This is a genomic window from Brachybacterium sp. AOP3-A1-3, from assembly GCF_052378285.1.
Classification (GTDB): domain Bacteria; phylum Actinomycetota; class Actinomycetes; order Actinomycetales; family Dermabacteraceae; genus Brachybacterium.
The window spans coordinates 202,700-224,228 of sequence record NZ_JBQSXM010000004.1 but is presented as its reverse complement, the minus strand read 5'-3'; the positions used below and the strand labels follow the sequence as shown (position 1 = coordinate 224,228).

Here is a 21,529-nt window from a genome sequence, read left to right as displayed (position 1 = left end):
CAGTGCTCAGTGCTCGAGGATCGTGAGGCCCTCGTCGGCGGTCGGCTCCTCGAGGAGCCCAGTGAGGTGCTGGTTCCCCTCGAGGTTGATGCGATGGGCGAACGAGGCCTGTGACTCCTCCCGGAGCTGCGCGCGCCGGGTCGACTCCTCGAGGGAGGTCGACAGCCGATGCAGCACGACCTCCGCACCCACGGTCCCCGCGCGCTCCCGGGCCCAGGCCCGACGGGCACGCGACCAGGAGTTCCAGTCCAGCACGGCATCCACCTCCGAGCGCAGCGTCTGCTCGGCGATGGACCAGATCAGCTCCTGCACCACCTCTGCGCGGTCACCGTAGGCAGGGTCGTCGATCGAGAGCTCCGGGTGCAGGCGCAGCATCCATTCGTCGAGGGTGAAGCGCACCGCCGGGCTCTGCTTCTGGAGCTGCCGGGCCAGCGTGGACTTCCCGGAGCCGGACAGTCCGTACAGCAGGTGAAGGCGACCACTCATGGCCGTGATCCTAGAGGTGTTCTGCCGGTGGGTTCGTAGGCTGTCCACCATGACGGATGCCTCCCCGAACGTCGCACCCGACCGCACACCGGATCACCCCGCCGGGACCGCATCGGAGCCCCGCGTCACGGAAACCCGCACGCCGGGGGCCCACGCGGCGGAACCGGCGGAGCCCCTTGCCCTGCCGCGTCACCGCAACCCGCTGGGGAACCTGCTGCGCGGCGCCCTCATCGGGGTGGTCGAGACGGTTCCCGGAGTCAGTGGAGGCACCGTCGCGCTGGTCACCGGCATCTACGACGAGCTGATCGACGCCGGTCACCACCTCACCCGCGCGATGGCACGACTTCTGCTGGGCCCGGATCGTCGGGCGGGGCTGCGTGAGCACCTCGGCGCGATCCCCTGGATCCTCGTGATTCCGCTGGTGATCGGGATGGGCACCGCGGTGCTCACCGTCGCCGGCCCCGTCGCCCGCCTGGTCGAGACCCATCCGCAGACCATGCGCGCCCTGTTCCTCGGTCTCGTGCTCGGCTCGGTGCTCGTCCCGATCCGTCTGTCCGACGGGTCCTGGCGCGTCCCCGAGCTGTGGCGCTTCGCCCTCGGCGCGGCCGCCGGGCTGGCGATCACCTCCCTGCCCACCTCGGCCCTCGAGCCGAGCCCGTGGATCATCGCCCCGGCCGCGGCGATCGCGATCTGCGCCCTCGTGCTGCCGGGGATGTCCGGGTCCTTCATCCTCCTCAGCCTCGGGCTCTACCAGCCCACCCTGCAGGCCGTCGACGAGCGCGACCTCGGCTACATCGCCTGGTTCGGACTGTGGGCCTGCGTGGGTCTCGTCGTGATCGTGAAGCTCATGCGCCGCCTGCTGACCCGCCACCACCGCGGCACCATGGTGGTGCTCGCCGGGGTCATGGTGGGCGCGCTGCGCAGTCTCTGGCCCTGGCAGGAGAGCTCCGGCGCGCTGAGCGCCCCTGCGAGCGACTGGCCGCTGCTGCTGGGCATCGCCGTTCTCGGGGTGCTCGCCGTCCAGCTGCTGGTCCTCGTCGAGGGCCGAAAGATCGCCCGGCCGGCCACGACCGCCTGATCGGCCTCCGGGCCCCATCTCTCGTCCCGACCGGGTGGGCCGTACGCTGGGCGGCATGAACGACTCCACGCCGCAGACCCCCTCCACCGCCACAGCGCAGGACACAGCGCAGGACACAGCGCAGGACGCTGCACGTCCCTCTGCCCCCGACGTCGCCGGAGTGCGCGTCGCCGTCATCGGGGCCGGCAACATGGGCGGGCCCGTGGTCCGCAGCTTCCTCGCGGCCGGGGTGCGCAGCGAGGATCTGCAGATCACGAACTCCACCGCGGCCAGCAGCGACCGCGCGGCCCAGGAGCTCGGAGCGAGCTCCGCGACACGCGCCGAGGCGCTCGAGGGGGCCGACGTGGTCGTGCTCGGGGTGAAGCCCTACCAGATCCTCGACCTGGCGGCCGAGATCGGCGACCAGCTGCCCGAGGGCGCCCTCGTGATCTCACTCGCCGCCGGCACCACCCTGGACCGGATCGAGGCGGCGCTGCCGGACGGTGCCGCCGTTTTCCGTGCGATGCCCAACACCCCGATCTCCGTGGGGGAGGGGGCCGTGGGCCTGATGCGCGGCAGCGCCGTGACCGATCAGCAGCACGAGCTCGTCCGCGCCCTGTTCTCCCGCGCGGGAGTCGCCGTCGACATCACCGAGGAGCAGGTGCACGCCTTCATCGGCGCCGCGGGCTCCCTCTCGGCGTTCGTGTTCGCGATCATCGAGGCCATGACCGATGAGGCCGTGCGCCTGGGGCTGAAGCGGGATCTGGCCGACTCCCTGGTGCAGCAGACCGTGCGCGGCGCCGCGACCATGCTGCTGGAGAGCGGGATGCACGCGGCCGTCGCGAAGAACGGCGTCTCCAGCCCGGGCGGCACCACGGTGCAGGGCCTCGCGGCCCTCGAACGGGAGGGTGTGCGCTCCGGCGTCGCCGCCGCGATGGCCGCCGCCGCCGAGACGTCGCGGGAGATGAGCAAGGGCTGAGGGCCCGGCCGGCGGATCATCGTCGGCCGCTCCCGTGCCTGTCGTCGTCGCCTGCTGACGTCGCCCTCCGCGATCAGCCGTTGCCGTCGCCGTTGCCGTCAGGGGCGGTTGGAGAACTTCTCGATCAGATGGGTGTGGCCCGAGACGATCACCAGATCGTGCGCGGCGACCATGGTCTCCGGCACGGCATAGGTGAAGTCCTTGCCCGGTGACTTCACGCCCACGACGGTGACCCCGAACTTCGCGCGGATGTCGGACTCGGCGAGCGTCTTGCCCTGCACCTCGCGCGGCGGTCGCATCTTGACGATCGCGAAGCCGTCGTCGAACTCGATGAAGTCCATCAAACGGCCGTTGACCAGGTGCGCGACGCGCTTACCGGCATCGGCCTCGGGATAGACCACGTGATGGCAGCCGATGCGCTGCAGGATCCGCCCGTGCGCGGCGGAGATGGCCTTCGCCCAGATCACCGGCTTGCCGAAATCGACGAGATTCGCGGCGATCAGCACGCTGGCCTCGATGGAGGTGCCCACGCCCACCACGGCGAGGGAGAAGTCGCCGGCGCCGACCTGGTCGAGCACCTCGGGCTGGGTCGCGTCGGCCCGCACCACATGGGTGAGCTGGCCGGAGTACTTCTGGACCAGCTCCTCGTTGGTGTCGATCGCGAGCACCTGGGTGCCCAGCTTCTCCAACGTCAGGGCGATCGAGGCCCCGAACCGGCCCAGACCGATGACGAGCACCCCGTCGTCGCGCGCACCGCGTGGCATGTCTCCTCCTCCGTCCCCGGCAGGTCACGCGGGGATCCGCAGGCCGGGCGCGCACAGTCTACGGTCGCGCCGAGCCGGGGGGAGCGCGGATCAGCCGACGATGGGGCGTTCGCGCGGGAGCTGGATCATGCGCGTGCGGTGGCGCAGGGCGAGAGCCGCCCCGAGGGTCATCGGCCCCAGGCGGCCGCTGTACATGCACGCGGCGATCACCCATTTCCCGTCCGTGGGCAGATGCGCGGTGATCCCGGTGGACAGGCCCACGGTGCCGAAGGCGGAGAGCACCTCGAACACCAGCTGGTCGAGCGTGAAGCTGGTCATCCGCAGCAGGAGGAACACCGCCAGCAGCACCACGGTCGCACTCATGACCAGCACGCCGATCGCCTGACGGATGGTCTCGTGCGGGATCCGTCGGCCGAAGACCTCGACGTCGGGATTGCCGCGGATCTCCGCCCAGATCGAGAGCATGAGCAGGGCGAAGGTGGTCACGCGGATGCCGCCGCTGGTGGACCCCGAGCCGCCGCCGATGAACATCAGCACGTCGGTCAGCAGGCGCGTCTCGGGGGTCAGCAGCCCCACGTCGAGCGTGGCGAAGCCGCCCGAGCGGGGCATGACGGCGGCGAAACCGGCGGCCAGGAGCTTCGTGTGGACGGGCTGGCCACCGAGGGTGGCGGCGTTCGTCCACTCCAGGGCCAGGTACCCGATCCAGGCGAGCACCAGCAGCAGCGCCGTGGTGGTGAGGGTGAGCTTGGCGTGCAGGCTCCAGCGGCGCGGGGTGCGCAGCTTCTTGACCACCACGAGGATCACGGGGAAGCCGAGCGAGCCCACGAACACCGCGAGCGCGATCGGGATGGAGAAGAACGGGTCGCCGAGGTACTGCTCGATCCCCTGGACCTCCGGCACGAAACCGGCGTTGTTGAACGCGCTGACCGCATAGAACAGGCCCAGGAAGATCGACTCCCCGAGCTTGTGCTCGGTGAAGAACATGTACGGGGTCAGGGCCACGAAGGTCGCCGCCTCGAAGGCGGTCGAGGTGATGAGGATGATCCGCAGCACGCCGCCCACCTCGGCGAGGCGCTCGGCCCGGGTCTCGTTGGCGGTCATCACGCGCTGGGCGAGCCCGAGTCGGTGCATCACCGACATGCTCAGCAGGGAGGCGAGGGTGAGCAGGCCCAGTCCGCCCATCTTCATCGCGATCATGATGACCGTCAGCCCGAAGGTCGACCAGTGCGTGGCGGTCTCCACCGTCACCAGACCGGTCACGCAGATCGCCGAGACGGCGGTGAACAGCGCATCGACGAGATCGGTGCGCTGGCCGGCGGTGGTCGCCGCCGGCAGCGAGAGCAGCGCCGTGAACACGGCGATCATCAGGCTGAACACCCCGAGCGTGAGGCGGGCCGGGGTGATCTTGGTCAGCGACGCCAGGTACCGCCGCCAGCTCGGCGGCGCCGGGCGGCGCATCGGGGGCAGCGCTCGGCGCCCCCCGGCCTTCGCCTCGCGTTCGATCATCCCCACCCCTCCGTCGTGTGGCGACCAGCGGGTCGCGTCCGCGGAAGTCTACGACTGCCGGGCCCTCGGGCGCGTTCCAGGAACGGTCGCGGGCGACCGTCCGGGTGGCGGCCCGAGCGGTGCAGCGTGGCTCTGGGTACGCTTCGACCCATGTCCGACGACTCTCCCACCCTGCTTCCCGCCGCTGCGGTCGACGAGACCGGCGTCCCCGGTGAGTGCGGGATCGTCTGGTCCGAGGACCTGTGCGAGTACGACTTCGGCCCGTACCACCCGATGTCTCCGGTGCGCCTGACCCTGACCCGCGAGCTGGCACGGGCCTCCGGGATCCTGGACCGCCCCGGGGTGCGCACCATCGCCCCGTTCGTCGCCTCCGACGAGCAGCTCGGCACGGTGCACGACGCGGACTATCTCGAGGCGGTGCGCCAGGCGTCAGGGCCCCAGGACGGCAGGCATCCGGACCACCTGATCCGCTTCGGGATCGGCGGCGAGGACGTCCCTCCGTTCCCCGGCATGCACACGGCCTCCGCGCGCATCGTCGGGGGTTCCCTCGCCGCCGTCGACGCGATCCGTGCGGGCACGGTGCGGCGGGCCGTGAACATCGCCGGCGGGATGCACCACGCCCGCCCGGCCAGCGCCTCGGGGTTCTGCGTCTACAACGACGCCGCGGTCGCGATCCGGCACGCCCTCGCGCAGGGCGAGGAGCGCGTCATGTACATCGACACGGATGTCCACCACGGCGACGGCGTCGAGCTGGCGCTGTGGGACGAGCCCCGCGCGATCACCCTGTCCGTGCACGAGACCGGCGAGCGGCTGTTCCCAGGCACCGGCTTCGTGCAGGACACCGGGGGAGCGGGCGCACAGGGCTCGGCGATCAACGTGCCGCTGCCGCCGCGCACCACGGCCGACGGCTGGGTGCGCGCACTCCGCGCCGTCGTCCCCGCGCTGGTGCGGGCCGTGAAACCGACCCTGCTGGTCACCCAGCACGGCGCGGACACGCATCGGGTGGATCCGCTCGCCGACTTCTCCGTCTCCCTCGAGGCGCACCGCGAGGTGATGGTCATGCTCCGCGAGCTGGCCGACGAGGTGTGCGACGGCCGCTGGCTGGCCCTCGGCGGGGGTGGCTACGCCGTGATCGACGTGGTGCCGCGCTCCTGGGCGCAGCTGCTCGCGGTCGCCACCGGCGAGGCGATCGACCCGCAGACCCCGCTGCCCAAGGCCTACCGCGAGGCCGAGGCCCGCGCCCGCGCCGAGCACGGGCTGTCGCCCGAACCCGCGATCCGCACGTACGGCGACGGCCGGCCGCTCGCCGTGCGCGACTGGGAGAACGGGTTCGATCCCGAGGACGACCTCGACCGGGCTGTCCAGGCCGCCCGCCGGGTCGCCTTCCCCGAATGGGGCCTGGACCCGTTCCTCGACTGAGAACGGGGAGCGAGCACGGGGATGCAGGGCCGCTCCCGGGCCGGTCCTGAGACAATGTGGCCCGTACGGCACAAGTCCGGCAGAACACCAGAGCATTCGGGGGAACCATGACGTCACTGTCGACAGCGGTGCTCGACACCTTCGCCGAGCACCTGCGCTCGGTGGAGCTGCCGCTCCCGGTGGACGGTGCGCAGCAGGCCCGTGACGAGGTGGGCGCGGCGCTCTCGCAGCTCGAGGACCATGTCGTCCCGCGCCTCGAGTCCCTCGACGCCCCGTTGCTCGTGGTCATCGGCGGCTCGACCGGAGCTGGGAAGTCCACCCTGGTCAACGCCCTGGTGGGAGAGGTGGTGAGCCGATCCGGCGCGATCCGGCCCACGACCCGTCGGCCCGTGCTGCTCCACCACCCCGCGGACGAGGCCTGGTTCGCCGGCAGCCGCATCCTGCCCGGGCTCGCCCGGGTCCACGTCGGGGCCGCGCCCGACGCCGAGGCGCCGCACGCCGGGGACACCACGGGGGACATCGACCCCGCGACGAGCCTCGAGCTCCACGCCGAGGAGCGCATCCCTCAAGGTCTGGCCCTGCTCGACGCCCCGGACATCGACTCGGTGGCGACGGGGAACCGCGAACTGGCCCGGCAGCTGCTGCGCGCCGCCGACCTGTGGCTGTTCGTGACCACCGCGAACCGCTATGCCGACGCCGTGCCGTGGGAGGTGCTGCGCACCGCCGCCGAGCGCGACGTCACCGTCGATGTGGTCATGAACCGGATCCCCGATCGCGAGGGTGTCGCCGAGGAGCTCGCCGCCGACCTGCGCGCCATGCTCGAGCGCAACGGCATCGAGGTCACCAGGTTGTTCCTGGTGGCCGAGACGGAGCTCGACGCGACCGGGATGCTCCCGGCGGCCGCGATCTCCGAGCTCCAGGAGCATTTCGACCACCTCGCGGCGGACGCCGACGGTCGCAGCCGGATCGCCCGCCGCACCCTCGCCGGTGCCGTCTCCGGCCTGGCCGGTTCCACCCGCAGCATCGCCGAGCACGCGCAGAGCCAGGAGGCCGAGCGTCAGCGCCTGCGGGACGAGGCGGTCTCCGCGTTCTCCGGTTCCCGCGAACGGATCGACGACGCCCTCGGCGACGGCTCCCTGCTGCGCGGCGAGGTGCTCGCCCGCTGGCAGGACGTGGTCGGCACGGGCGAGTTCTTCCGCAGCGTCGAGGGCCTGTTCACGAGGGTCCGCGACCGGGTGGGTCTCGCGCTCAGCGGCAAGCCCGCCCCCTCGGTCGCCGCCGAGCAGGCGCTGGGCACCGGACTCGTGCACGTCGTGATCGACGAGACCGCACGCGGCGCCGAACGGGCCGAAGCCGCCTGGCGGGCCGCTCCCGCCGGGCGCGTGCTCGTCGAGGGCGAGGACCTCTCCCGGATCCCCGACGGCTACCGCGAGGAGGTCGCCGCCGCCATCCGCGCCTGGCAGGGGGACGTGCTCGACCTCGTGCGCCGGGAGGGCGCGGACCGTCGGACCAAGGCCCGCCTGCTCTCCCTGGGGGTGAACGCCGTCGGGGTGGCGCTCATGGTCGTCGTCTTCGCCTCCACCGCCTTCGTCCCCACCGGCCTCGAGGTCGGAGCGGGCGCGGCGACCGCGGTCGTCGGCCAGAAGCTGCTGGAGACGATATTCGGCGACGAGGCGGTGCGCCGGATGGCACGGGTCGCCCGCGAACGCCTCACCGCCCGTCTGGACGCCCTGGTCACCGAACGCTCCAGACCGTTCCTCGACCTGCTCGACGCCCTCGGCGGGAGCACGGACTCCCAGGACCTCGTCGAGGACGCCGAGGCGCTGGACCAGCTCGCCCGAGAGATCCGGGAGGACTCATGAGCCCGCTGCTGAACCGTTCGAAGCGCTCCGCTGCGGGTGCGGCCCCGCTGGCCGAGCGGATCGATGCGCTGGATCGCGCCACCGCCGGCCTCGACGGCGTCGCCCCGAGCGACGCCGTGGACGAGGTCCGCGACCTGCTCGCGCGGATCGACCGGCGCCGCGCGCTCTCTGCCGAGCACACGGTGATCGGTCTCTTCGGCGCCACCGGCTCGGGGAAGTCCTCCTTGGTCAACGCACTGGTCGGGCTCGACATCACCCCGGCGGCGGTTCGTCGGCCCACCACCTCTCGGCCGGTCGCCGCCGTGCTCGGAGAGACCGGCAGCGACGCCCTGCTGGACTGGCTCGAGGTGGAGGACCGCCACGCTCTCGACGGCACCGGTGCGGCCCTCGAGAGCGCGGCCGCCCCGGCGGCGAGCGGCCGCCGCGCCCGGCGCACGGAGCCGGCGGCCCCGCCCGGCATCGTGCTGCTCGACCTGCCGGATCTCGACTCCGTGGAGTCGGCGAACCGCGAGATCGCCGAGCGCATGACCGGCATGGTCGACGTGATCGTGTGGGTCACCGATCCGCAGAAGTATGCCGACGCGGTGCTCCACCAGGAGTTCGTCCAGCCCTTCGCCGGCCACGACGCCGTCACGCTGCTGGTGCTCAACCAGATCGATCGGATCCGGGAGGACGAACGGGCGGGGGTGCTGGAGTCGCTCGGATCCATCGCGCGGGCGGACGGGCTGGACCAGGCACCGATCTTCGCGACCTCCGCGACCACCGGGGACGGGATCGAGGAGCTGCGCTGGCACCTCATCTCCCTCGCCCACACGCGCGAGGCCGCCGCGGATCGCCAGCGCGCCGACGTGCGCGGCGGTGCGGAGCTGCTCGAGCACGCGGCGGACCCCGCAGGGCTCCCCGCCGCGGCGGAGGACGAGGAGATCGACGCCCTGGTCGAGGACCTCGCCGCGGCCGCCCGGGTGGAACCGGTCGCCGAGGCCGTGGCCGCCTCCTACCGCCACCGGGCCGCGGGCCGCGTGGGATGGCCCCCGCTGCGCTGGCTGCGGACCGTGCGCCCCGACCCGCTGCGACGTCTCGGCATCGGCCGAGCACGCGACGGGGAGACGACGGAGCGCACCTCGCTCCCGGAACCGGACGCCGCCACCCGGGCCCGCGCCGCCGGCGGGGTCCGACGCTTCGCCGATGCCGCCTCCGACGGCGGTGGGGACGCCTGGCGATCCGCAGTGCGCGACGCCGCACGGTCCCGGGAGGAGGATCTGCCCGACGCCCTCGACCAGGCGGTCGCCGGCGCCGATCTGCGGGCCCGGAGCACCTCCTGGTGGTGGCCGGTGCTCGATGTGCTCCAGTGGCTCGCGATGCTCGTCTGGGTGGTGGGGCTGGGCTGGCTGGCCCTGAACGTCGTCCTGGTGCTCTTCCAGATCCCGCCGCCGCCGATGCCGATGATCGAGGACCTGTGGATCCCGATCCCGCTGCCCACGGCGCTGCTCGTGCTCGGCATCGCCGCGGGGATCCTGATCGGCCTCGCGGGCGGGGCGCTCGCGGCGATCACCGCGACCTCGTACCGGCGTCGGGCACGACGCGTGCTGCGGAGCCGGGTGCGGGAGGTCGCGATGACCCATGTGGTCGCCGAGGTCGAGGAGACGCTCTCCCGTGCGGACGCCGTTGCGAGGGATATCGCATTCGCTCGCGGGTGAGGATCCAGAAGTCCTGTGTAGAATGATCGGTCGACCGTGGCGTCGGGCCCGCGGAGCATCGTTGGGCTGCTTCTGAGCAGTCCTCGCGGGCCGCGCACTCCTGATCAGTTGGACCATCCCGCAGGCGTTGGCCTGCAGAACAAGAGGCAACCTATGGGTTCTGTCGTCAAGAAGCGACGCAAGCGCATGTCCAAGAAGAAGCACCGCAAGCAGCTTCGCAAGACCCGCCACCAGCGCCGCAACAAGAAGTGAGCACTGTGTGATGTGCAACGGCCCCCACCGCGAGGTGGGGGCCGTTGCACGTTCGGGAGGGGATCGCTCAGGCGCGGCCGGTGAGGCGGCGCCACCAGGGGCGCTTCGCCAGAGCGGTCCGCAGCTGCTCGGCGTCCACGCGATACTTGGCGTGGACGGCGCCGTCGACGATGATCACGGGGACGTCGTAGTCCCAGTCCGCGCGCAGCGTCTCGTCCTCGTCGATGTCCCGCACCTCGACCGTGGAGCCGACACGATCGGCTTCGGCCCGGACCACCGGGAGGGCGTCGTCGCACAGATGGCAGCCTTCGCGGGTCAGGTACAGGATCCGGGCATCCGGGTCGGTGGGAGTGGGGATGCGCTGGCTGGTCATGGAAGGCACCTTAGTAGGACGTCGGTCCCCTGCAGGGGCGCGGAGATCCGGAAGTGGGGCATCGTGCACGCAGCACGGACGCAGACGCAGGAACGACGACGAGCCGCCCGCGCTCGGCGGACGGCTCGTCGGTGCCCGGGGGCGCGGTGCAGGCGCTCGGGGGAGTGGTGGGTGAGCTCAGGCGGCGGTGGGCGCCGTGAACTCCGCCTCGATGGAGATCTTGACGTCGTCGGCGACCAGCACGCCGCCGGCCTCGAGGGCCGCGTTCCAGGTCAGGCCGAAGTCCTTGCGGGAGATCTTGGTCTGGCCGGTGAAGCCCGCGCGGTACACGCCGAAGGGGTCCGTCGCGGAGCCCTCGTAGGCGAAGTCGAGCTCGACCTGCTTCGTGGTGTCGCGGATGGTCAGGTCGCCGATGAGCGTGTCGCCCTTGACCTCGGTGGAGACGAAGGTGATCTCGGGGAAGTTCTCCGCGTCGAAGAAGTCGCCGCTGCGCAGGTGGTTGTCGCGGTCGGTGTTGGAGGTGCTGACCGAGGCGGTCTTCAGCGTGGTGCGGAAGGAGAGGTTCTCGCCGCCCTCGCCGACCTCGAGGGAGCCGTCGACGTCGGTGAACTGGCCGCGGACCTTCGAGATGCCGGCGTGACGCACGATGAAGCTCGCGGAGGTGTGGCTCGCGTCGAGGGTCCAGGTGCCGGGGGTGAGGTCGTTCATGTGATGTCTCCTTGGGGTCGTCCGATGTGACGGTGATCGAGGATCGACCACCACGCTCTTGCTTGAAATGTAAACTACACTCGGGAGCGACGCAAGAGACTTCCGTCCGAGAACAAGGAGACCGTGATGCAGGACATACAGTCAAGTGATGGCGCCGACGCAGCCGACGCAGCCGACGCGCACGGCGCTGTCGACGCGGCAGGCGCTGCCGGCGCTGTCGATGGGGCGGGCGCTGCCGATGGAGCGGGAGCTGCCGCGGAGAATCCCGTGTCGACGCCCGAGGGGCTCTGGCTGAGCCAGCCGGAGCAGATGGCGTGGCGCAGCTTCCTCTACGCCACCACGTTGCTCAACGACCGCTTCTCCGAGGCGCTGCAGGCGGATCCGGAGATCGATCTGACCCTGGGGGAGTACGAGATCCTCGTGCGCCTGTCCGAGGCATCGGAACAGTTCCTGCGCATGTCCGAGCTCGCGGACCGCGTGGTCCACTCCCGGTCGCGCCTCACGCACACCATCTCCCGGATGGAGAAGCGCGGTCTCGTGGAGCGGGTGCGCTGCTCGAACGACGGTCGTGGCCGGCAGGCGCAGCTGACCGTAGCCGGTCGGGATCTGCTGGAGCAGGCGGCCCCCACGCATGTGCGCTCCGTGCGCGACCTGCTGCTGGACGTGGTCGGCCATGACGACTTCCTCGAGCTGGGTCGGATCCTGGGTCGCGCGGTGCCCGAGGATGCGCCGATCGGCCTCGGGAGTCCGGCACCTCACGTCGGGGCCGATCCTCAGAGCTGATCCGGAGGTTGGGTTGGTACCGTGTGGCGGCTGACCCCATCGGCTGCAGAACCCCTCGGCGCCGCCGAGCCTGCTGATCTCCTGAGGGAGGACCGCGCACTCGTGAGCACCACCACCGTCCACCTCGTCCGCCACGGCGAGGTGCACAACCCCGATCGCATCCTGTACGGCCGCATGCCCGGTTACCGCCTGAGCGATCGTGGCCAGCAGATGGCCGGCCGTGTCGCCGACCACCTGGCGGACGCCGACATCACCCTGGTGCGCTCCTCACCCCTCCTGCGCGCGCAGCAGACCGCAGCGCCCATCGCCGCCGCCCACGGGCTCGAGGTCACCTCGGACCCGCGGATCATCGAGTCCGGGAACCACTTCGAGGGTCACCGGATGGGTCACGGCGAGGCGAAGCTCAGCGATCCGCGCAACTGGCGCTGGTTCCTCAACCCCCTGCGCCCCTCCTGGGGAGAGCCCTACCGGGAGCAGGTGGCCCGGGTCATCGCCGCTGTCCACGACGCCCGCGCTGCGGCCGACGGCCACGAGGCCGTGCTCGTGCTCCACCAGCTGCCGATCTGGGTGACACGACGCAGCGCCGAGGGCAAGCCCCTGTTCCATGACCCCCGTCGCCGGCAGTGCGGACTGTGCTCGGTGACCAGCCTGCGGTTCGTCGGCCCCCACCTGGCCGACGTCGGCTACGCCGAACCCGCCGCGGAGCTCTACGCCGGGGCGGTCGATGCCACCGGAGGCAGGCTGACGTGAACACGAGGAACACTCCGGCGCGGCTCTCCCGCCGTCGCCTGCTCGGCCTGGGCGGAGCCCTGCCGGTGACGCTGCTGGTGGCCGCGTGCGGATCCGACACCAGCTCCCGCTACGACTCCGGATACGTCTCGGGGGACGGCGTGACCACCGAGATCCCGGCCGCGGACCGCACCGACCCGCTCGAGATCACCGGCGCCACCTTCGAGGACGAGGAGTTCTCCTCCGTCGACCTGCGCGGCGATCTGCTCGTGGTCAACGTCTGGTACGCCTCCTGCCCGCCGTGCCGCAAAGAGGCCCCGGACCTGCAGTCGATCCACGAGGACTACGCCGACCAGGGCGTCTCGTTCGTCGGTGTCAACGTGCGCGACTCCGCCGGCCCCGCGAAGACGTTCGAGGAGAACTACGGGATCACCTACCCCTCCCTGCCGGACACCGATGCGCAGATCATGTACGCGCTGCGCGGGCAGGTCGCCCCGAACGCCGTGCCCTCCACGCTCGTGCTGGACCGCGAGGGCCGTGTCGCCGCCCGCATCTCGGGCGGCGCCGACCCCTCCACCCTGCGCGCCATGATCGACCGGGTGCTGGCCGAATGAGTGCTGCCGACATGATCACCGCCGACATGGGAGCCGCGTTCCAGGCGACCGCGCTGTCCGGGTCGCTCCTGCTCGCCGTCGCCGTCGCCGCCGCCGCCGGCCTCGTGGCGTTCCTGTCCCCGTGCGTGCTCCCGGTGGTCCCCGGCTACCTCGGATACGTCTCCGGGCTGGCCGGCCAGAGCGCCGTGACCGCCGGCGTCGGCGCCAGATCGGGCGTGCGCGCCAGCGCCAAGCGGCCCGGGATGGGCCGCATGCTCGCGGGCAGCCTGCTGTTCGTGGCCGGCTTCGCGGTGGTGTTCATGGTGCTCGGCGGCTTCGCCGGAGCGATGGGCTACCTCCTGCAGGAGTACGCCGTCTGGATCAACCGGGTGGCCGGCGCGATCGTGCTGCTGATGGGGCTCGTCTTCATGGGCGTCTTCCCGGGCCTGGGCGCCAATCGTCCCGTGACCAGCAAGCGCCCCGATGCCGGCCTGCTGGGCGCACCGCTGATGGGCCTCATCTTCGGGCTCAGCTGGACGCCCTGCATCGGCCCCACCTACGCCGCGATCGTGGCCCTGTCCCTCGACGGCGGCGGCTCCGGCGCCGCGCTGCGCGGAGGCATCCTGGCCCTCGCCTACTCGCTCGGCCTGGGCATCCCGTTCGTGCTGTTCGCCCTCCTCTTCGACCGTGCCCTGGGGCTGTCCAAGAAGCTCGCTGCGCACCGCCGCACGATCGGGCTGCTCTCGGGCGCCCTGCTCATCGCGATCGGGGTGCTGCTCATGACCGGCGTCTGGTCGACGTGGATGAGCCAGCTGCAGGGCCTCATCGCCACCTACGAACCGGTCGTGTGATGACCCACGACGAGACTGACCCCACGCACCCCTCCGATGAGACGGACGAGACCCTGAGCAGGACACCGAACTCCGACAGCGCGCCGCACGCCGAGGGCGCACCGACCTCCCAGGGCGCACCGACCTCCGAGGGCGCACCGACCTCCGAGGACGCACCGACCTCTGCAGGCGCACCGGACCCCGCGCCGGGTGAAGGCGTCGACACGTGGAGCAGCAAGCGCGACAAGGACGGCCCCGGGCGCGCATCGCGAGGGCGGAACGCCCCTGCCCTCGGCTTCCGGGGGATGCTCCTGTTCCTGTGGCGCCAGCTGACCAGCATGCAGACCGCGCTGATCCTGCTGATGCTGCTCGCGATCGCCGCCGTCCCCGGGTCGCTGTACCCGCAGCGCAGCGTGAACCCGGGCCTGACCGATCAGTTCCTCCAGGAGAACGGCCGGTGGGGGAAGTTCCTGGACACGCTCGGATTCTTCAACGTGTTCTCCTCGCCGTGGTTCTCGGCCATCTACCTGCTGCTGTTCATCTCCCTGATCGGCTGCATCATCCCGCGGGTGGGCGTGCACCTGCGCCAGGTGCGCGCTAAGCCCCCGCGCACACCGTCGCGCCTGACCCGCTTCACCGGCTACACCCGCGTCGAGCTCCCGGGGGCCGACGCCGACGCTCTGCTGGAGACCGCGCGCAAGTCCCTGCGCCGCTCGCGCTATCGCACCGATGTCCGCGAGGAGACGGGCTCGCGATCTGTCAGCGCCGAGCGCGGGCTGCTGCGCGAGAGCGGGAACCTGCTGTTCCACATCGCGCTGGTGGGCGTTCTGGTCTGCGTCGCCGGCGGCCAGCTGACCAGCTACCGCGGCCAGATCACGGTGATCGAGGGGCAGGGGTTCTCCAACTCGCTGACCCAGTACGACTCCTTCGACTCCGGGGCGTGGTTCGACACCTCCGAGCTCACCCCCTTCCAGTTCACGCTGGACGAGTTCCGGGCGAAGTACGTACTTGAGGGCGCCGATGAGAGCAGGGTGGGCCAGCCGCTGTCCTTCGAGGCCGACGTGGACGTCACCACCCCGGGAAAGAAGCAGGAGAAGCGCACGCTGCAGGTCAACAAGCCCCTGCATGTCGACGGCACCTCCATGTACCTGTTGGGCAACGGCTACGCGCCCGACGTCACCGTGACGGACCCGACGGGCAACGTCGTGGCCCAGGGCCCGGTCATCACGGTGCCGATGGGCGATGTCGGGTACACCTCCCAGCTCGTGATCAAGGCGCCCGATGCGCGGCCCGATCAGCTCGCCGTCGTCGGCTTCTTCCTCCCCACCGGCGTCATCGACGAGAAGGGCCCGCACTCGATCTACCCCGATCTCGCGGACCCGCAGCTCGCGCTCACCGTCCACAAGGGCGATCTCGGCCTCGACTCCGGCATCCCGCAGAACGCCTACGAGGTCGATGTCTCCACGCTGACGCCCGTCACCGGGGACGACGGCACGCCCGTGCTGATCAGCCTCGCCCCCGGGCAGATCTTCGAGCTGCCCGACGGCACCACCATCAGCTTCGACGGCATCAAGCGCTACGCCGCCTTCGACGTCGCCCATGACCCCTTCGAGCGCTGGGTGCTCGTAAGCGCCCTGACTGCCGTGGGAGGCCTCATCCTGTCGCTGTTCGTGCCCCGCCGGCGCCTGTGGGTGCGGGTCGGGGACCGTTCCGGCCCCGACGGCACCGTCGTGCTCGAGGTCGCCGGACTCTCCCGCAGCGACGACCCGGCGCTTCCCGATGACGTCAGAGCACTCGCCTCGAAGCTCTCCGGTGCGCAGGATGGGACCGACGAGACCGACGGTCAGCCCGTCGATCAGATTGACGACACCACCGATGACCACCATGAAGGAAGTGCACAGTGATTGACCAGCAGCTGGCGGAGATCTCGAATCTCGCCATCGTGGTAACGATCGTGCTGTATGTGCTGGCGCTGATCGGGTTCTCGGCCGATCTCGCCTCCACGTCGCAGAAGCGGAGCGACGAGCGCCTGGCCGCCCGTGAGGCACACGAGGGCGTCCACGCGAAGCAGACCGTGACCGCCGGCGCGGCCGGGTCCGCACCCACCGACTCCCTGGCAACGGCCGGTGGCGGCGCCCCGACAAGCGTCGGCGAGGTCACCGGGACGCACGGCGCCGGATCCTCGGCATCGAGTTCGATGACGGCGCAGACCTTCGCGTTCATCCTGGCCTTCGCGGCCACGGTGCTGCACATCATCGGCGTGGCGACGCGCGCGGCGGCCACCCAGCGGGTGCCCTGGACGAACATGTACGAGTTCGCGACCACGAGCACGGCCGTGGTGATGGCGGCTTTCCTGATCTTCTCGATCAAGCGTGCCGAGCTGCGGATCCTGGGCACCTTCGTCATCGGCCCGGTGCTGCTGGTCCTGCTGCTCGCCCAGACGCTCTGGATCGTCCCGGCCTCAGAGCTGACCCCGAGCCTGCAGAACTCGCACTGGCTCTACATCCACATCTCCGTGGCGATCATGTCGACGGCCCTGTCGATCCTCGGTGCCGTCGTCGCCTCCCTGCAGCTCCTCCAGGCCCGCCACGAACGGGCGCTGGTCGAGCGGGTGTCCGACGATGACCAGTTCCCCGAGCACTGGGGCCGTTTCGGCCATGTGCTGGACCGGCTGCCCAGCTCCACGGTGCTGGAGGCGCTGAGCTTCCGGATCCACTCGGTGGCCTTCGTCGGCTGGACGTTCACCCTGATCTTCGGGGCGATCTGGGGCCGCGAGGCCTGGGGCCGCTACTGGGGATGGGACCCCAAGGAGGTCTGGACCTTCATCATCTGGGTGGTCTATGCGGCCTACCTCCACGCGCGCGCCACCGGTGGATTCCGCGGCAGCCGCGCAGCCGGCCTCGCGCTGGTGGGCTTCCTGGCCGTGGTCTTCAACTACACGATCGTCAACACCATCATCAACGGCCTGCACTCGTACTCGGGGCTCTGAGCAGCGCCACAGCACGCAGCACCGACAGCACAGAGCACCAATAGCACACGGCCCCGGGCGGACGAGAGTCCACGCGGGGCCGTGTGCGTCGTGCGTCGTACGAAGTCAGGGATGCAGGGTCAGGGAGGCAGGGTCAGCTGCGCGGCGTATCGGGGCCGGCCGGCTCGTCGCCCGAGTCGTTCTGGCCGCGCTCCCGGCGCTCCCGGCGGATGTCCTCGTCGAGCTTGCGCAGGAAGTCGGGGTCCTCGTCCGGGGCGGAGGGTCCATGGCGCTGTGGGCGCTTCGGGGCAGGGCCGATGGTGCGGTCCCTCCCGACGACCAGCCAGGTGATCGGTCCCACCCAGGGCAGGAGCACGATCAGCACGATCCAGGCCCACTTGGGGATGCCTCGGATCTTGTCGTCCTCCGTCTGCACACAATCGGCGAGCGCGAAGACGGTGAGGGCGATGGAGAGAACGGCGATGAACCCCTTGAGCATGCTCGAAGTGTAGTGAACGCACCTGAACCCCAGCGGCAGAGAGCGGGCGACGCCCCGACGTTCGGCGGGGAGGGCGCGATGCACGGCCGGGGAGACCAGCCGCACCCCGAAGAACGGGTGAGCACACAGGCGGGCGAACTACTCTGGGGGCATGCGAGAAATGGCCTTGTTCGCCGTCATCCGACTGGTCCTGTGGGCCGGGATCTGGTGGGTGCTCACCCTGTTCGACATCGGGGTGATGCTCGCCGGTGTGCTCGCCGCGCTGATCGCGATGCTGATCTCGATCCTCTTCCTCAACCGGGTGCGCGACGCCGCCGCGATGCGCTGGAAGGCCGCCGACGACAAGCGCCGGGAGCGTCACCCCGATGACGTCGATGAGGATGCCGAGGCGGAGGATTCGTTCCTGGATGCCGAGGCCGCCGCGGCGGACGGCACCCATGGCGTCGAGGTGACCGGAACTTCCCGTGCGACGGATGCGTCGCACTCCGGTCCCGGTGAGCTGCCGGAGCTTCCGGCCGAGGACCCGGAGAACACGTCGGCCGACGGCCGCTGATCCTGGCGGCCGCTGAGTCCGAGGGTTTCCGATCCTGACGGTCGCTGAGACCGTCGGCCGTTGATCGTGCCGGTCGGGGAATCCGGGCGGTCAGGCCCCGGCGACGACCATCCCCGGGGCCTGCGGCCTCACAGGCACAGGCCGAGGAGCAGCAGCAGCGAGAACACCAGTTCGAGCCGCCCGGAGGCGCCGAGGACCGGGATCAGCTCGCGCCCACCTGCGCCCCGCAGCACGATGCGCAGCGGGGTGATCGCCAGCGGCAGGGCGAGCAGCACCACGATCACCGGCCACTGCACGACCATCACCGGCACCATCAGCACGAACGGCGCCAGCTGGGTCACCGCGAACAGGGCACGGGTCCGGCGATCGCCGAGCCGCACCGCGAGGGTGCGCTTGCCGGCGATCGTGTCGGTGGGGATGTCGCGCAGGTTGTTGGTCAGCATGATCGCGACGGCCAGCAGGCCGATCGCGATCGAGGCGAGCAGGGCGACCCAGTTCGGGTTGGGCGTGATCGCGTAGGCGGTGAGGTTGACGGCGACCAGGCCGAAGAAGATGAACACGAACAGCTCGCCGAGGCCCAGATACCCATAGGGCCTCCTGCCTCCCGTGTAGAACCAGGCGGCGGCGACAGCGGCCGCCCCGAGGAGGAGCGTCAGCCAGATCTGGGCGAGGATGATGAGGACCACGCCGAACAGGGCTCCGGCCGCGAGGGCGCCGATCGCGGCGGCCTTGACGGTCTGCGGGGCGGCGGCCCGGGAGCCGGTGAGGCGGAAAGGCCCCACCCGGTCGTCGTCGGTGCCGCGGATGCCGTCGGAGTAGTCGTTGGCGTAGTTCACGCCGATCTGCAGGCACAGGGCCACGGCGAGGGCGAGCAGTGCTCGAGGGACGACCAGCGCCCAGTCCACGCCGCCGGGCTGCTGGGCCAGCTGCCAGATCGCGACGCCGGTGCCGGCGGCGACCGGGGCGAAAGCTGCGGGCAGGGTGCGGGGTCGGGCGCCCTGCACCCACTGCGACAGGCTGGCCATGGTGCTCCTCGACGGGTCGTGGCCGACGGATCACGGCCCCGTCGAGGATACGCCGTGGTCCGGGGGCGTTTCGGTGCAGGGGCGTTCCCGCCCCGTGGCGGACCGCACACCGTGGACCGGAGTGGAGGCTCAGCCCTCGGCGGCGAGGCGGCGGGCGGCGGCCCGGTCCACCTTGCCGATCCCCAGCATCGGGAGCTCGCGGACCACATGGACCAGCTTGGGGATCATGTGCGCGGGGACCTCGCTGGTGCGCAGCGCCGAGCGGACCAGGGCCGCTGCCTCGGTCGGATCGGTGCCCTGCTCGAGCGTGACCAGGGCTTCGACGCGCTGACCCCAGTCGGGGTCCTGGACCCCCACCACCACGCTCGTACGGACCAGGCCCTGCAGCATGAGGGAGCGGTCGATGGCCCGTTCGACATCCTGCGGGAGCACCTTGCGGCCGCCGGTGTTGATGACGTCGTCGGCACGGCCCAGCACGCTCAGCGCACCGTCCTCGCCCAGCTCGGCGAGGTCGGAGGTGACGAAGGAGCGCGGTGCCGCGCCCGGAGCGGCGGCCGGGGCGAAGGGGGTCGTGTCGGTGCCGCCATCGGCCGTGAGGTAGCCCAGGGCGAGGGTCGGTGACGTGATCACCAGACGACCGGCTCCGGCGGCGTCGGGAGCCTCGAGTCGCAGCTGCACCCCGGGCAGCGCCGCTCGGTCGTAGACGCAGCCGCCGGCGGTCTCGGAGGAGCCGTAGGTGGTGCGCACCGCGATGCGCTGGGCGCGGGCCTTCGCGAGCACCTCGGGACGGGTCGCGGCGCCGCCCACGAGCACGGCGGCGAAGCGCCGGAGCACCCCGCGGGCGCGGGCGTCGGCACCGGTGGCCCCGGTGATGATGCGGGTGAGCTGGGTGGGCACCAGGGAGGTGAACACCGGCAGCCCTGCGGCCTCGGCCTGCGCGAGCGCGGGCTCGGCGAGCGCCACGAACGCCGCGGCGTCGAAGTGCCCGCGCAGATCGGGCAGCACCTCCGGGAGGGCCGGCACGGGCAGCCCCAGCACCTGGGCGGTGCGATGGGCCCGGGCGAGGACCTGCACCCCGGCGATGTGGGTGGGCGGCAGCAGGGGCAGCCAGAAGCCGTGGCCGCGGGTGTCCGGGGCGGTCCCGTCGGCCGCGAACAGCGCGGCGGTCGCGTCCTGGGAGGCGAGCAGGGCCGAGCGGGACAGCGCGACCGCCTTCGCCACGCCCGTGGACCCGGAGGTGGGCACCACCAAGGCGGTGTCGTCGAAGCCCTCGGGCAGCGTCGACGGTGCCGGGAACGGGCCCAGCCAGAGCCGCCCGGTGCCCGCCATGAGCTGGCCGATCGCTCGGGAGTGCGCCTCGAGCGAGGCGGCGGAGGAGTCGTGGGCGGGCGGCACCAGCCAGGGCAGGGAGGAGTTCACGGCTCAGCCCTGCGGATGCGGGTACTGCGACCAGTCGGGCTCGCGCTTGCCGAGGAAGGCGTCGCGCCCCTCGACGGCCTCGTCGGTCATGTACGCCAGGCGCGTCGCCTCCCCGGCGAAGACCTGCTGGCCCATGAGCCCGTCGTCGGCCAGGTTGAAGGCGAATTTCAGCATGCGGATCGCCTGCGGGGACTTGGTGGCGATCGTCGCGGCCATCGCGAGCGCCTCGGTCTCGAGGTCCGCATGGTCCACGACGCGGTTCACGGCGCCCCAGTCGTAGGCGTCCTGGGCGGAGTACTCCTCGGCGAGGAAGAAGATCTCCCGGGCCCGCTTCTGTCCCACCTGCTTGGCGAGATAGGCGGAGCCGTAGCCGCCGTCGAAGGAGCCGACGTTCGCGTCGGTCTGCTTGAACCGCGCGTGCTCGCGCGAGGCGATCGACAGGTCCGCGACGACGTGCAGGGAGTGGCCGCCGCCGGCCGCCCAGCCGTTCACCACGGCGATCACGACCTTGCCCATCGTGCGGATCAGGCGCTGCACCTCGAGGATGTGCAGGCGGCCGCTGGAGGCGGTGCGCACCTGGGTGGTCTCGCCGAGGTCCTCCTGCTCCGAGTACTCGTAGCCGGCGCGGCCCCGGATGCGCTGGTCGCCGCCGGAGCAGAACGAGTGGCCGCCGTCCTTGGGGGAGGGGCCGTTGCCGGTGAGCAGGATGACGCCCACGCCGGTGTCGAGGCGGGCATGGTCCAGCGCCCGGTACAGCTCGTCCACCGTGTGCGGGCGGAAGGCGTTGCGCACCTCGGGGCGGTCGAAGGCGATGCGGACCGTCGGCAGGTCGTGGCCGGTCCGCTCGCCGTCGGGGGACTCGATGCGCTCGACGGCACGGTGGTACGTGATGTCGGAGAAGGGCTCTCCGCCGTGCTCGGTGGCGGGGACCTCACGCCAGCGGCGAGGATCGAAGGTCTCGGAGACCTGGTGGGGCAGCGGATCAGGAGCGGACGTCATGATGCTCAGGGTAGTCCCGGCCGCGCCG

At 71.4% G+C, this 21,529-nt stretch carries 22 protein-coding genes; 13 read left to right on the top strand and 9 right to left on the bottom strand.

Annotation, left to right across the window (positions count from 1 at the left end; translation table 11 throughout):
* Positions 1-6 precede the first annotated feature (6 nt).
* Positions 7-486: an AAA family ATPase gene (locus ACT3T5_RS08255; RefSeq protein WP_343925827.1), complete on the bottom strand. Its 480-nt coding sequence runs from the start codon at positions 484-486 to the stop codon at positions 7-9.
* A 49-nt stretch (positions 487-535) separates the two neighbouring features.
* Between ACT3T5_RS08255 and ACT3T5_RS08250 the strand changes: the two genes are divergently transcribed.
* Complete coding sequence (locus ACT3T5_RS08250; protein ID WP_343925829.1) at positions 536-1,564, top strand: DUF368 domain-containing protein; 1,029 nt, start codon at positions 536-538, stop codon at positions 1,562-1,564.
* A 55-nt stretch (positions 1,565-1,619) separates the two neighbouring features.
* Positions 1,620-2,522 (top strand): pyrroline-5-carboxylate reductase, encoded by a 903-nt coding sequence (gene proC / locus ACT3T5_RS08245; RefSeq protein WP_444594122.1) that lies wholly within the window; start codon positions 1,620-1,622, stop codon positions 2,520-2,522.
* A gap of 98 nt (positions 2,523-2,620) precedes the next feature.
* Here the strand turns inward: proC and ACT3T5_RS08240 are convergent, their stop codons facing one another.
* On the bottom strand, positions 2,621-3,286 hold the full coding sequence (locus ACT3T5_RS08240) for a potassium channel family protein (protein ID WP_444578007.1): 666 nt from the start codon (positions 3,284-3,286) through the stop codon (positions 2,621-2,623).
* A 90-nt stretch (positions 3,287-3,376) separates the two neighbouring features.
* Positions 3,377-4,744, bottom strand: a complete 1,368-nt coding sequence (locus ACT3T5_RS08235; protein WP_444594227.1) for a TrkH family potassium uptake protein — start codon at positions 4,742-4,744, stop codon at positions 3,377-3,379.
* A gap of 198 nt (positions 4,745-4,942) precedes the next feature.
* On the opposite strand from ACT3T5_RS08235, the gene ACT3T5_RS08230 reads away from it, so the two are divergent.
* The 4 genes from ACT3T5_RS08230 (at position 4,943) to ACT3T5_RS08215 (ending at position 10,022) form a co-directional block, all read left to right on the top strand.
* Entirely contained in the window at positions 4,943-6,211 is a 1,269-nt protein-coding gene (locus ACT3T5_RS08230; protein ID WP_444578008.1) for an acetoin utilization protein AcuC, read from the top strand.
* Positions 6,212-6,318: 107 nt separating this feature from the next.
* A complete protein-coding gene (locus ACT3T5_RS08225) occupies positions 6,319-8,073 on the top strand; it encodes a dynamin family protein (protein WP_444594121.1) in 1,755 nt (584 codons plus the stop codon).
* Complete coding sequence (locus ACT3T5_RS08220; RefSeq protein ID WP_444594120.1) at positions 8,070-9,770, top strand: dynamin family protein; 1,701 nt, start codon at positions 8,070-8,072, stop codon at positions 9,768-9,770. Before ACT3T5_RS08225 ends, ACT3T5_RS08220 begins: the two co-directional genes overlap by 4 nt.
* A gap of 153 nt (positions 9,771-9,923) precedes the next feature.
* Complete coding sequence (locus ACT3T5_RS08215; RefSeq protein WP_074712200.1) at positions 9,924-10,022, top strand: 30S ribosomal protein bS22; 99 nt, start codon at positions 9,924-9,926, stop codon at positions 10,020-10,022.
* Between the two features lie 67 nt (positions 10,023-10,089).
* Here ACT3T5_RS08215 and ACT3T5_RS08210 read toward each other — a convergent pair whose 3' ends face one another.
* Both ACT3T5_RS08210 and ACT3T5_RS08205 read right to left on the bottom strand, forming a co-directional pair.
* The gene (locus ACT3T5_RS08210) at positions 10,090-10,395 is read right to left on the bottom strand and encodes a glutaredoxin family protein (RefSeq protein ID WP_444578011.1); all 306 of its coding nucleotides are present in this window, start codon (positions 10,393-10,395) and stop codon (positions 10,090-10,092) included.
* Positions 10,396-10,572: 177 nt separating this feature from the next.
* Complete coding sequence (locus tag ACT3T5_RS08205) at positions 10,573-11,103, bottom strand: YceI family protein (protein WP_444578012.1); 531 nt, start codon at positions 11,101-11,103, stop codon at positions 10,573-10,575.
* 309 nt (positions 11,104-11,412) lie between these two features.
* Between ACT3T5_RS08205 and ACT3T5_RS08200 the strand changes: the two genes are divergently transcribed.
* The 6 genes from ACT3T5_RS08200 (at position 11,413) to ccsB (ending at position 17,027) form a co-directional block, all read left to right on the top strand.
* Positions 11,413-11,886 (top strand): MarR family winged helix-turn-helix transcriptional regulator, encoded by a 474-nt coding sequence (locus ACT3T5_RS08200; protein ID WP_444578175.1) that lies wholly within the window; start codon positions 11,413-11,415, stop codon positions 11,884-11,886.
* 102 nt (positions 11,887-11,988) lie between these two features.
* Entirely contained in the window at positions 11,989-12,636 is a 648-nt protein-coding gene (locus ACT3T5_RS08195; protein WP_444578013.1) for a histidine phosphatase family protein, read from the top strand.
* Positions 12,633-13,229, top strand: a complete 597-nt coding sequence (locus ACT3T5_RS08190) for a TlpA family protein disulfide reductase (RefSeq protein WP_444594119.1) — start codon at positions 12,633-12,635, stop codon at positions 13,227-13,229. The genes ACT3T5_RS08195 and ACT3T5_RS08190 overlap by 4 nt, the downstream gene beginning before the upstream one ends.
* Before the next feature lie 11 nt (positions 13,230-13,240).
* Entirely contained in the window at positions 13,241-14,059 is an 819-nt protein-coding gene (locus ACT3T5_RS08185) for a cytochrome c biogenesis CcdA family protein (protein WP_444578015.1), read from the top strand.
* Complete coding sequence (gene resB / locus ACT3T5_RS08180) at positions 14,059-15,942, top strand: cytochrome c biogenesis protein ResB (RefSeq protein WP_444594118.1); 1,884 nt, start codon at positions 14,059-14,061, stop codon at positions 15,940-15,942. Before ACT3T5_RS08185 ends, resB begins: the two co-directional genes overlap by 1 nt.
* Complete coding sequence (gene ccsB / locus ACT3T5_RS08175) at positions 15,939-17,027, top strand: c-type cytochrome biogenesis protein CcsB (RefSeq protein ID WP_444578017.1); 1,089 nt, start codon at positions 15,939-15,941, stop codon at positions 17,025-17,027. Before resB ends, ccsB begins: the two co-directional genes overlap by 4 nt.
* A 133-nt stretch (positions 17,028-17,160) precedes the next feature.
* On the opposite strand, the gene ACT3T5_RS08170 is transcribed toward ccsB, so the two are convergent.
* On the bottom strand, positions 17,161-17,505 hold the full coding sequence (locus ACT3T5_RS08170; RefSeq protein WP_444578018.1) for a PLD nuclease N-terminal domain-containing protein: 345 nt from the start codon (positions 17,503-17,505) through the stop codon (positions 17,161-17,163).
* Between the two features lie 151 nt (positions 17,506-17,656).
* Between ACT3T5_RS08170 and ACT3T5_RS08165 the strand changes: the two genes are divergently transcribed.
* The gene (locus ACT3T5_RS08165) at positions 17,657-18,058 is read left to right on the top strand and encodes a DUF4229 domain-containing protein (RefSeq protein ID WP_444594117.1); all 402 of its coding nucleotides are present in this window, start codon (positions 17,657-17,659) and stop codon (positions 18,056-18,058) included.
* 128 nt (positions 18,059-18,186) lie between these two features.
* Here the strand turns inward: ACT3T5_RS08165 and ACT3T5_RS08160 are convergent, their stop codons facing one another.
* The 3 genes from ACT3T5_RS08160 to ACT3T5_RS08150 form a co-directional block, all read right to left on the bottom strand.
* A complete protein-coding gene (locus tag ACT3T5_RS08160) occupies positions 18,187-19,083 on the bottom strand; it encodes a 1,4-dihydroxy-2-naphthoate polyprenyltransferase (protein ID WP_444594116.1) in 897 nt (298 codons plus the stop codon).
* 129 nt (positions 19,084-19,212) lie between these two features.
* The gene (locus tag ACT3T5_RS08155) at positions 19,213-20,502 is read right to left on the bottom strand and encodes an AMP-binding protein (RefSeq protein ID WP_444594115.1); all 1,290 of its coding nucleotides are present in this window, start codon (positions 20,500-20,502) and stop codon (positions 19,213-19,215) included.
* A 3-nt stretch (positions 20,503-20,505) separates the two neighbouring features.
* Positions 20,506-21,501 carry a 1,4-dihydroxy-2-naphthoyl-CoA synthase gene (locus ACT3T5_RS08150; protein WP_444578022.1) on the bottom strand — a complete coding sequence of 332 codons (996 nt, stop codon included), beginning with the start codon at positions 21,499-21,501 and terminating at the stop codon, positions 20,506-20,508.
* Positions 21,502-21,529 lie beyond the last annotated feature (28 nt).

Bases quoted from the DNA above. Each gene is read 5' to 3' on its own strand.
- ACT3T5_RS08255 (WP_343925827.1), bottom strand. From the start codon at position 486: ATGAGTGGTCGCCTTCACCTGCTGTACGGACTGTCCGGCTCCGGGAAG.
- ACT3T5_RS08250 (WP_343925829.1), top strand. From the start codon at position 536: ATGACGGATGCCTCCCCGAACGTCGCACCCGACCGCACACCGGATCAC.
- proC (WP_444594122.1), top strand. From the start codon at position 1,620: ATGAACGACTCCACGCCGCAGACCCCCTCCACCGCCACAGCGCAGGAC.
- ACT3T5_RS08240 (WP_444578007.1), bottom strand. From the start codon at position 3,286: ATGCCACGCGGTGCGCGCGACGACGGGGTGCTCGTCATCGGTCTGGGC.
- ACT3T5_RS08235 (WP_444594227.1), bottom strand. From the start codon at position 4,744: ATGCGCCGCCCGGCGCCGCCGAGCTGGCGGCGGTACCTGGCGTCGCTG.
- ACT3T5_RS08230 (WP_444578008.1), top strand. From the start codon at position 4,943: ATGTCCGACGACTCTCCCACCCTGCTTCCCGCCGCTGCGGTCGACGAG.
- ACT3T5_RS08225 (WP_444594121.1), top strand. From the start codon at position 6,319: ATGACGTCACTGTCGACAGCGGTGCTCGACACCTTCGCCGAGCACCTG.
- ACT3T5_RS08220 (WP_444594120.1), top strand. From the start codon at position 8,070: ATGAGCCCGCTGCTGAACCGTTCGAAGCGCTCCGCTGCGGGTGCGGCC.
- ACT3T5_RS08215 (WP_074712200.1), top strand. From the start codon at position 9,924: ATGGGTTCTGTCGTCAAGAAGCGACGCAAGCGCATGTCCAAGAAGAAG.
- ACT3T5_RS08210 (WP_444578011.1), bottom strand. From the start codon at position 10,395: ATGACCAGCCAGCGCATCCCCACTCCCACCGACCCGGATGCCCGGATC.
- ACT3T5_RS08205 (WP_444578012.1), bottom strand. From the start codon at position 11,103: ATGAACGACCTCACCCCCGGCACCTGGACCCTCGACGCGAGCCACACC.
- ACT3T5_RS08200 (WP_444578175.1), top strand. From the start codon at position 11,413: ATGGCGTGGCGCAGCTTCCTCTACGCCACCACGTTGCTCAACGACCGC.
- ACT3T5_RS08185 (WP_444578015.1), top strand. From the start codon at position 13,241: ATGATCACCGCCGACATGGGAGCCGCGTTCCAGGCGACCGCGCTGTCC.
- resB (WP_444594118.1), top strand. From the start codon at position 14,059: ATGACCCACGACGAGACTGACCCCACGCACCCCTCCGATGAGACGGAC.
- ACT3T5_RS08170 (WP_444578018.1), bottom strand. From the start codon at position 17,505: ATGCTCAAGGGGTTCATCGCCGTTCTCTCCATCGCCCTCACCGTCTTC.
- ACT3T5_RS08165 (WP_444594117.1), top strand. From the start codon at position 17,657: ATGCGAGAAATGGCCTTGTTCGCCGTCATCCGACTGGTCCTGTGGGCC.
- ACT3T5_RS08160 (WP_444594116.1), bottom strand. From the start codon at position 19,083: ATGGCCAGCCTGTCGCAGTGGGTGCAGGGCGCCCGACCCCGCACCCTG.
- ACT3T5_RS08150 (WP_444578022.1), bottom strand. From the start codon at position 21,501: ATGACGTCCGCTCCTGATCCGCTGCCCCACCAGGTCTCCGAGACCTTC.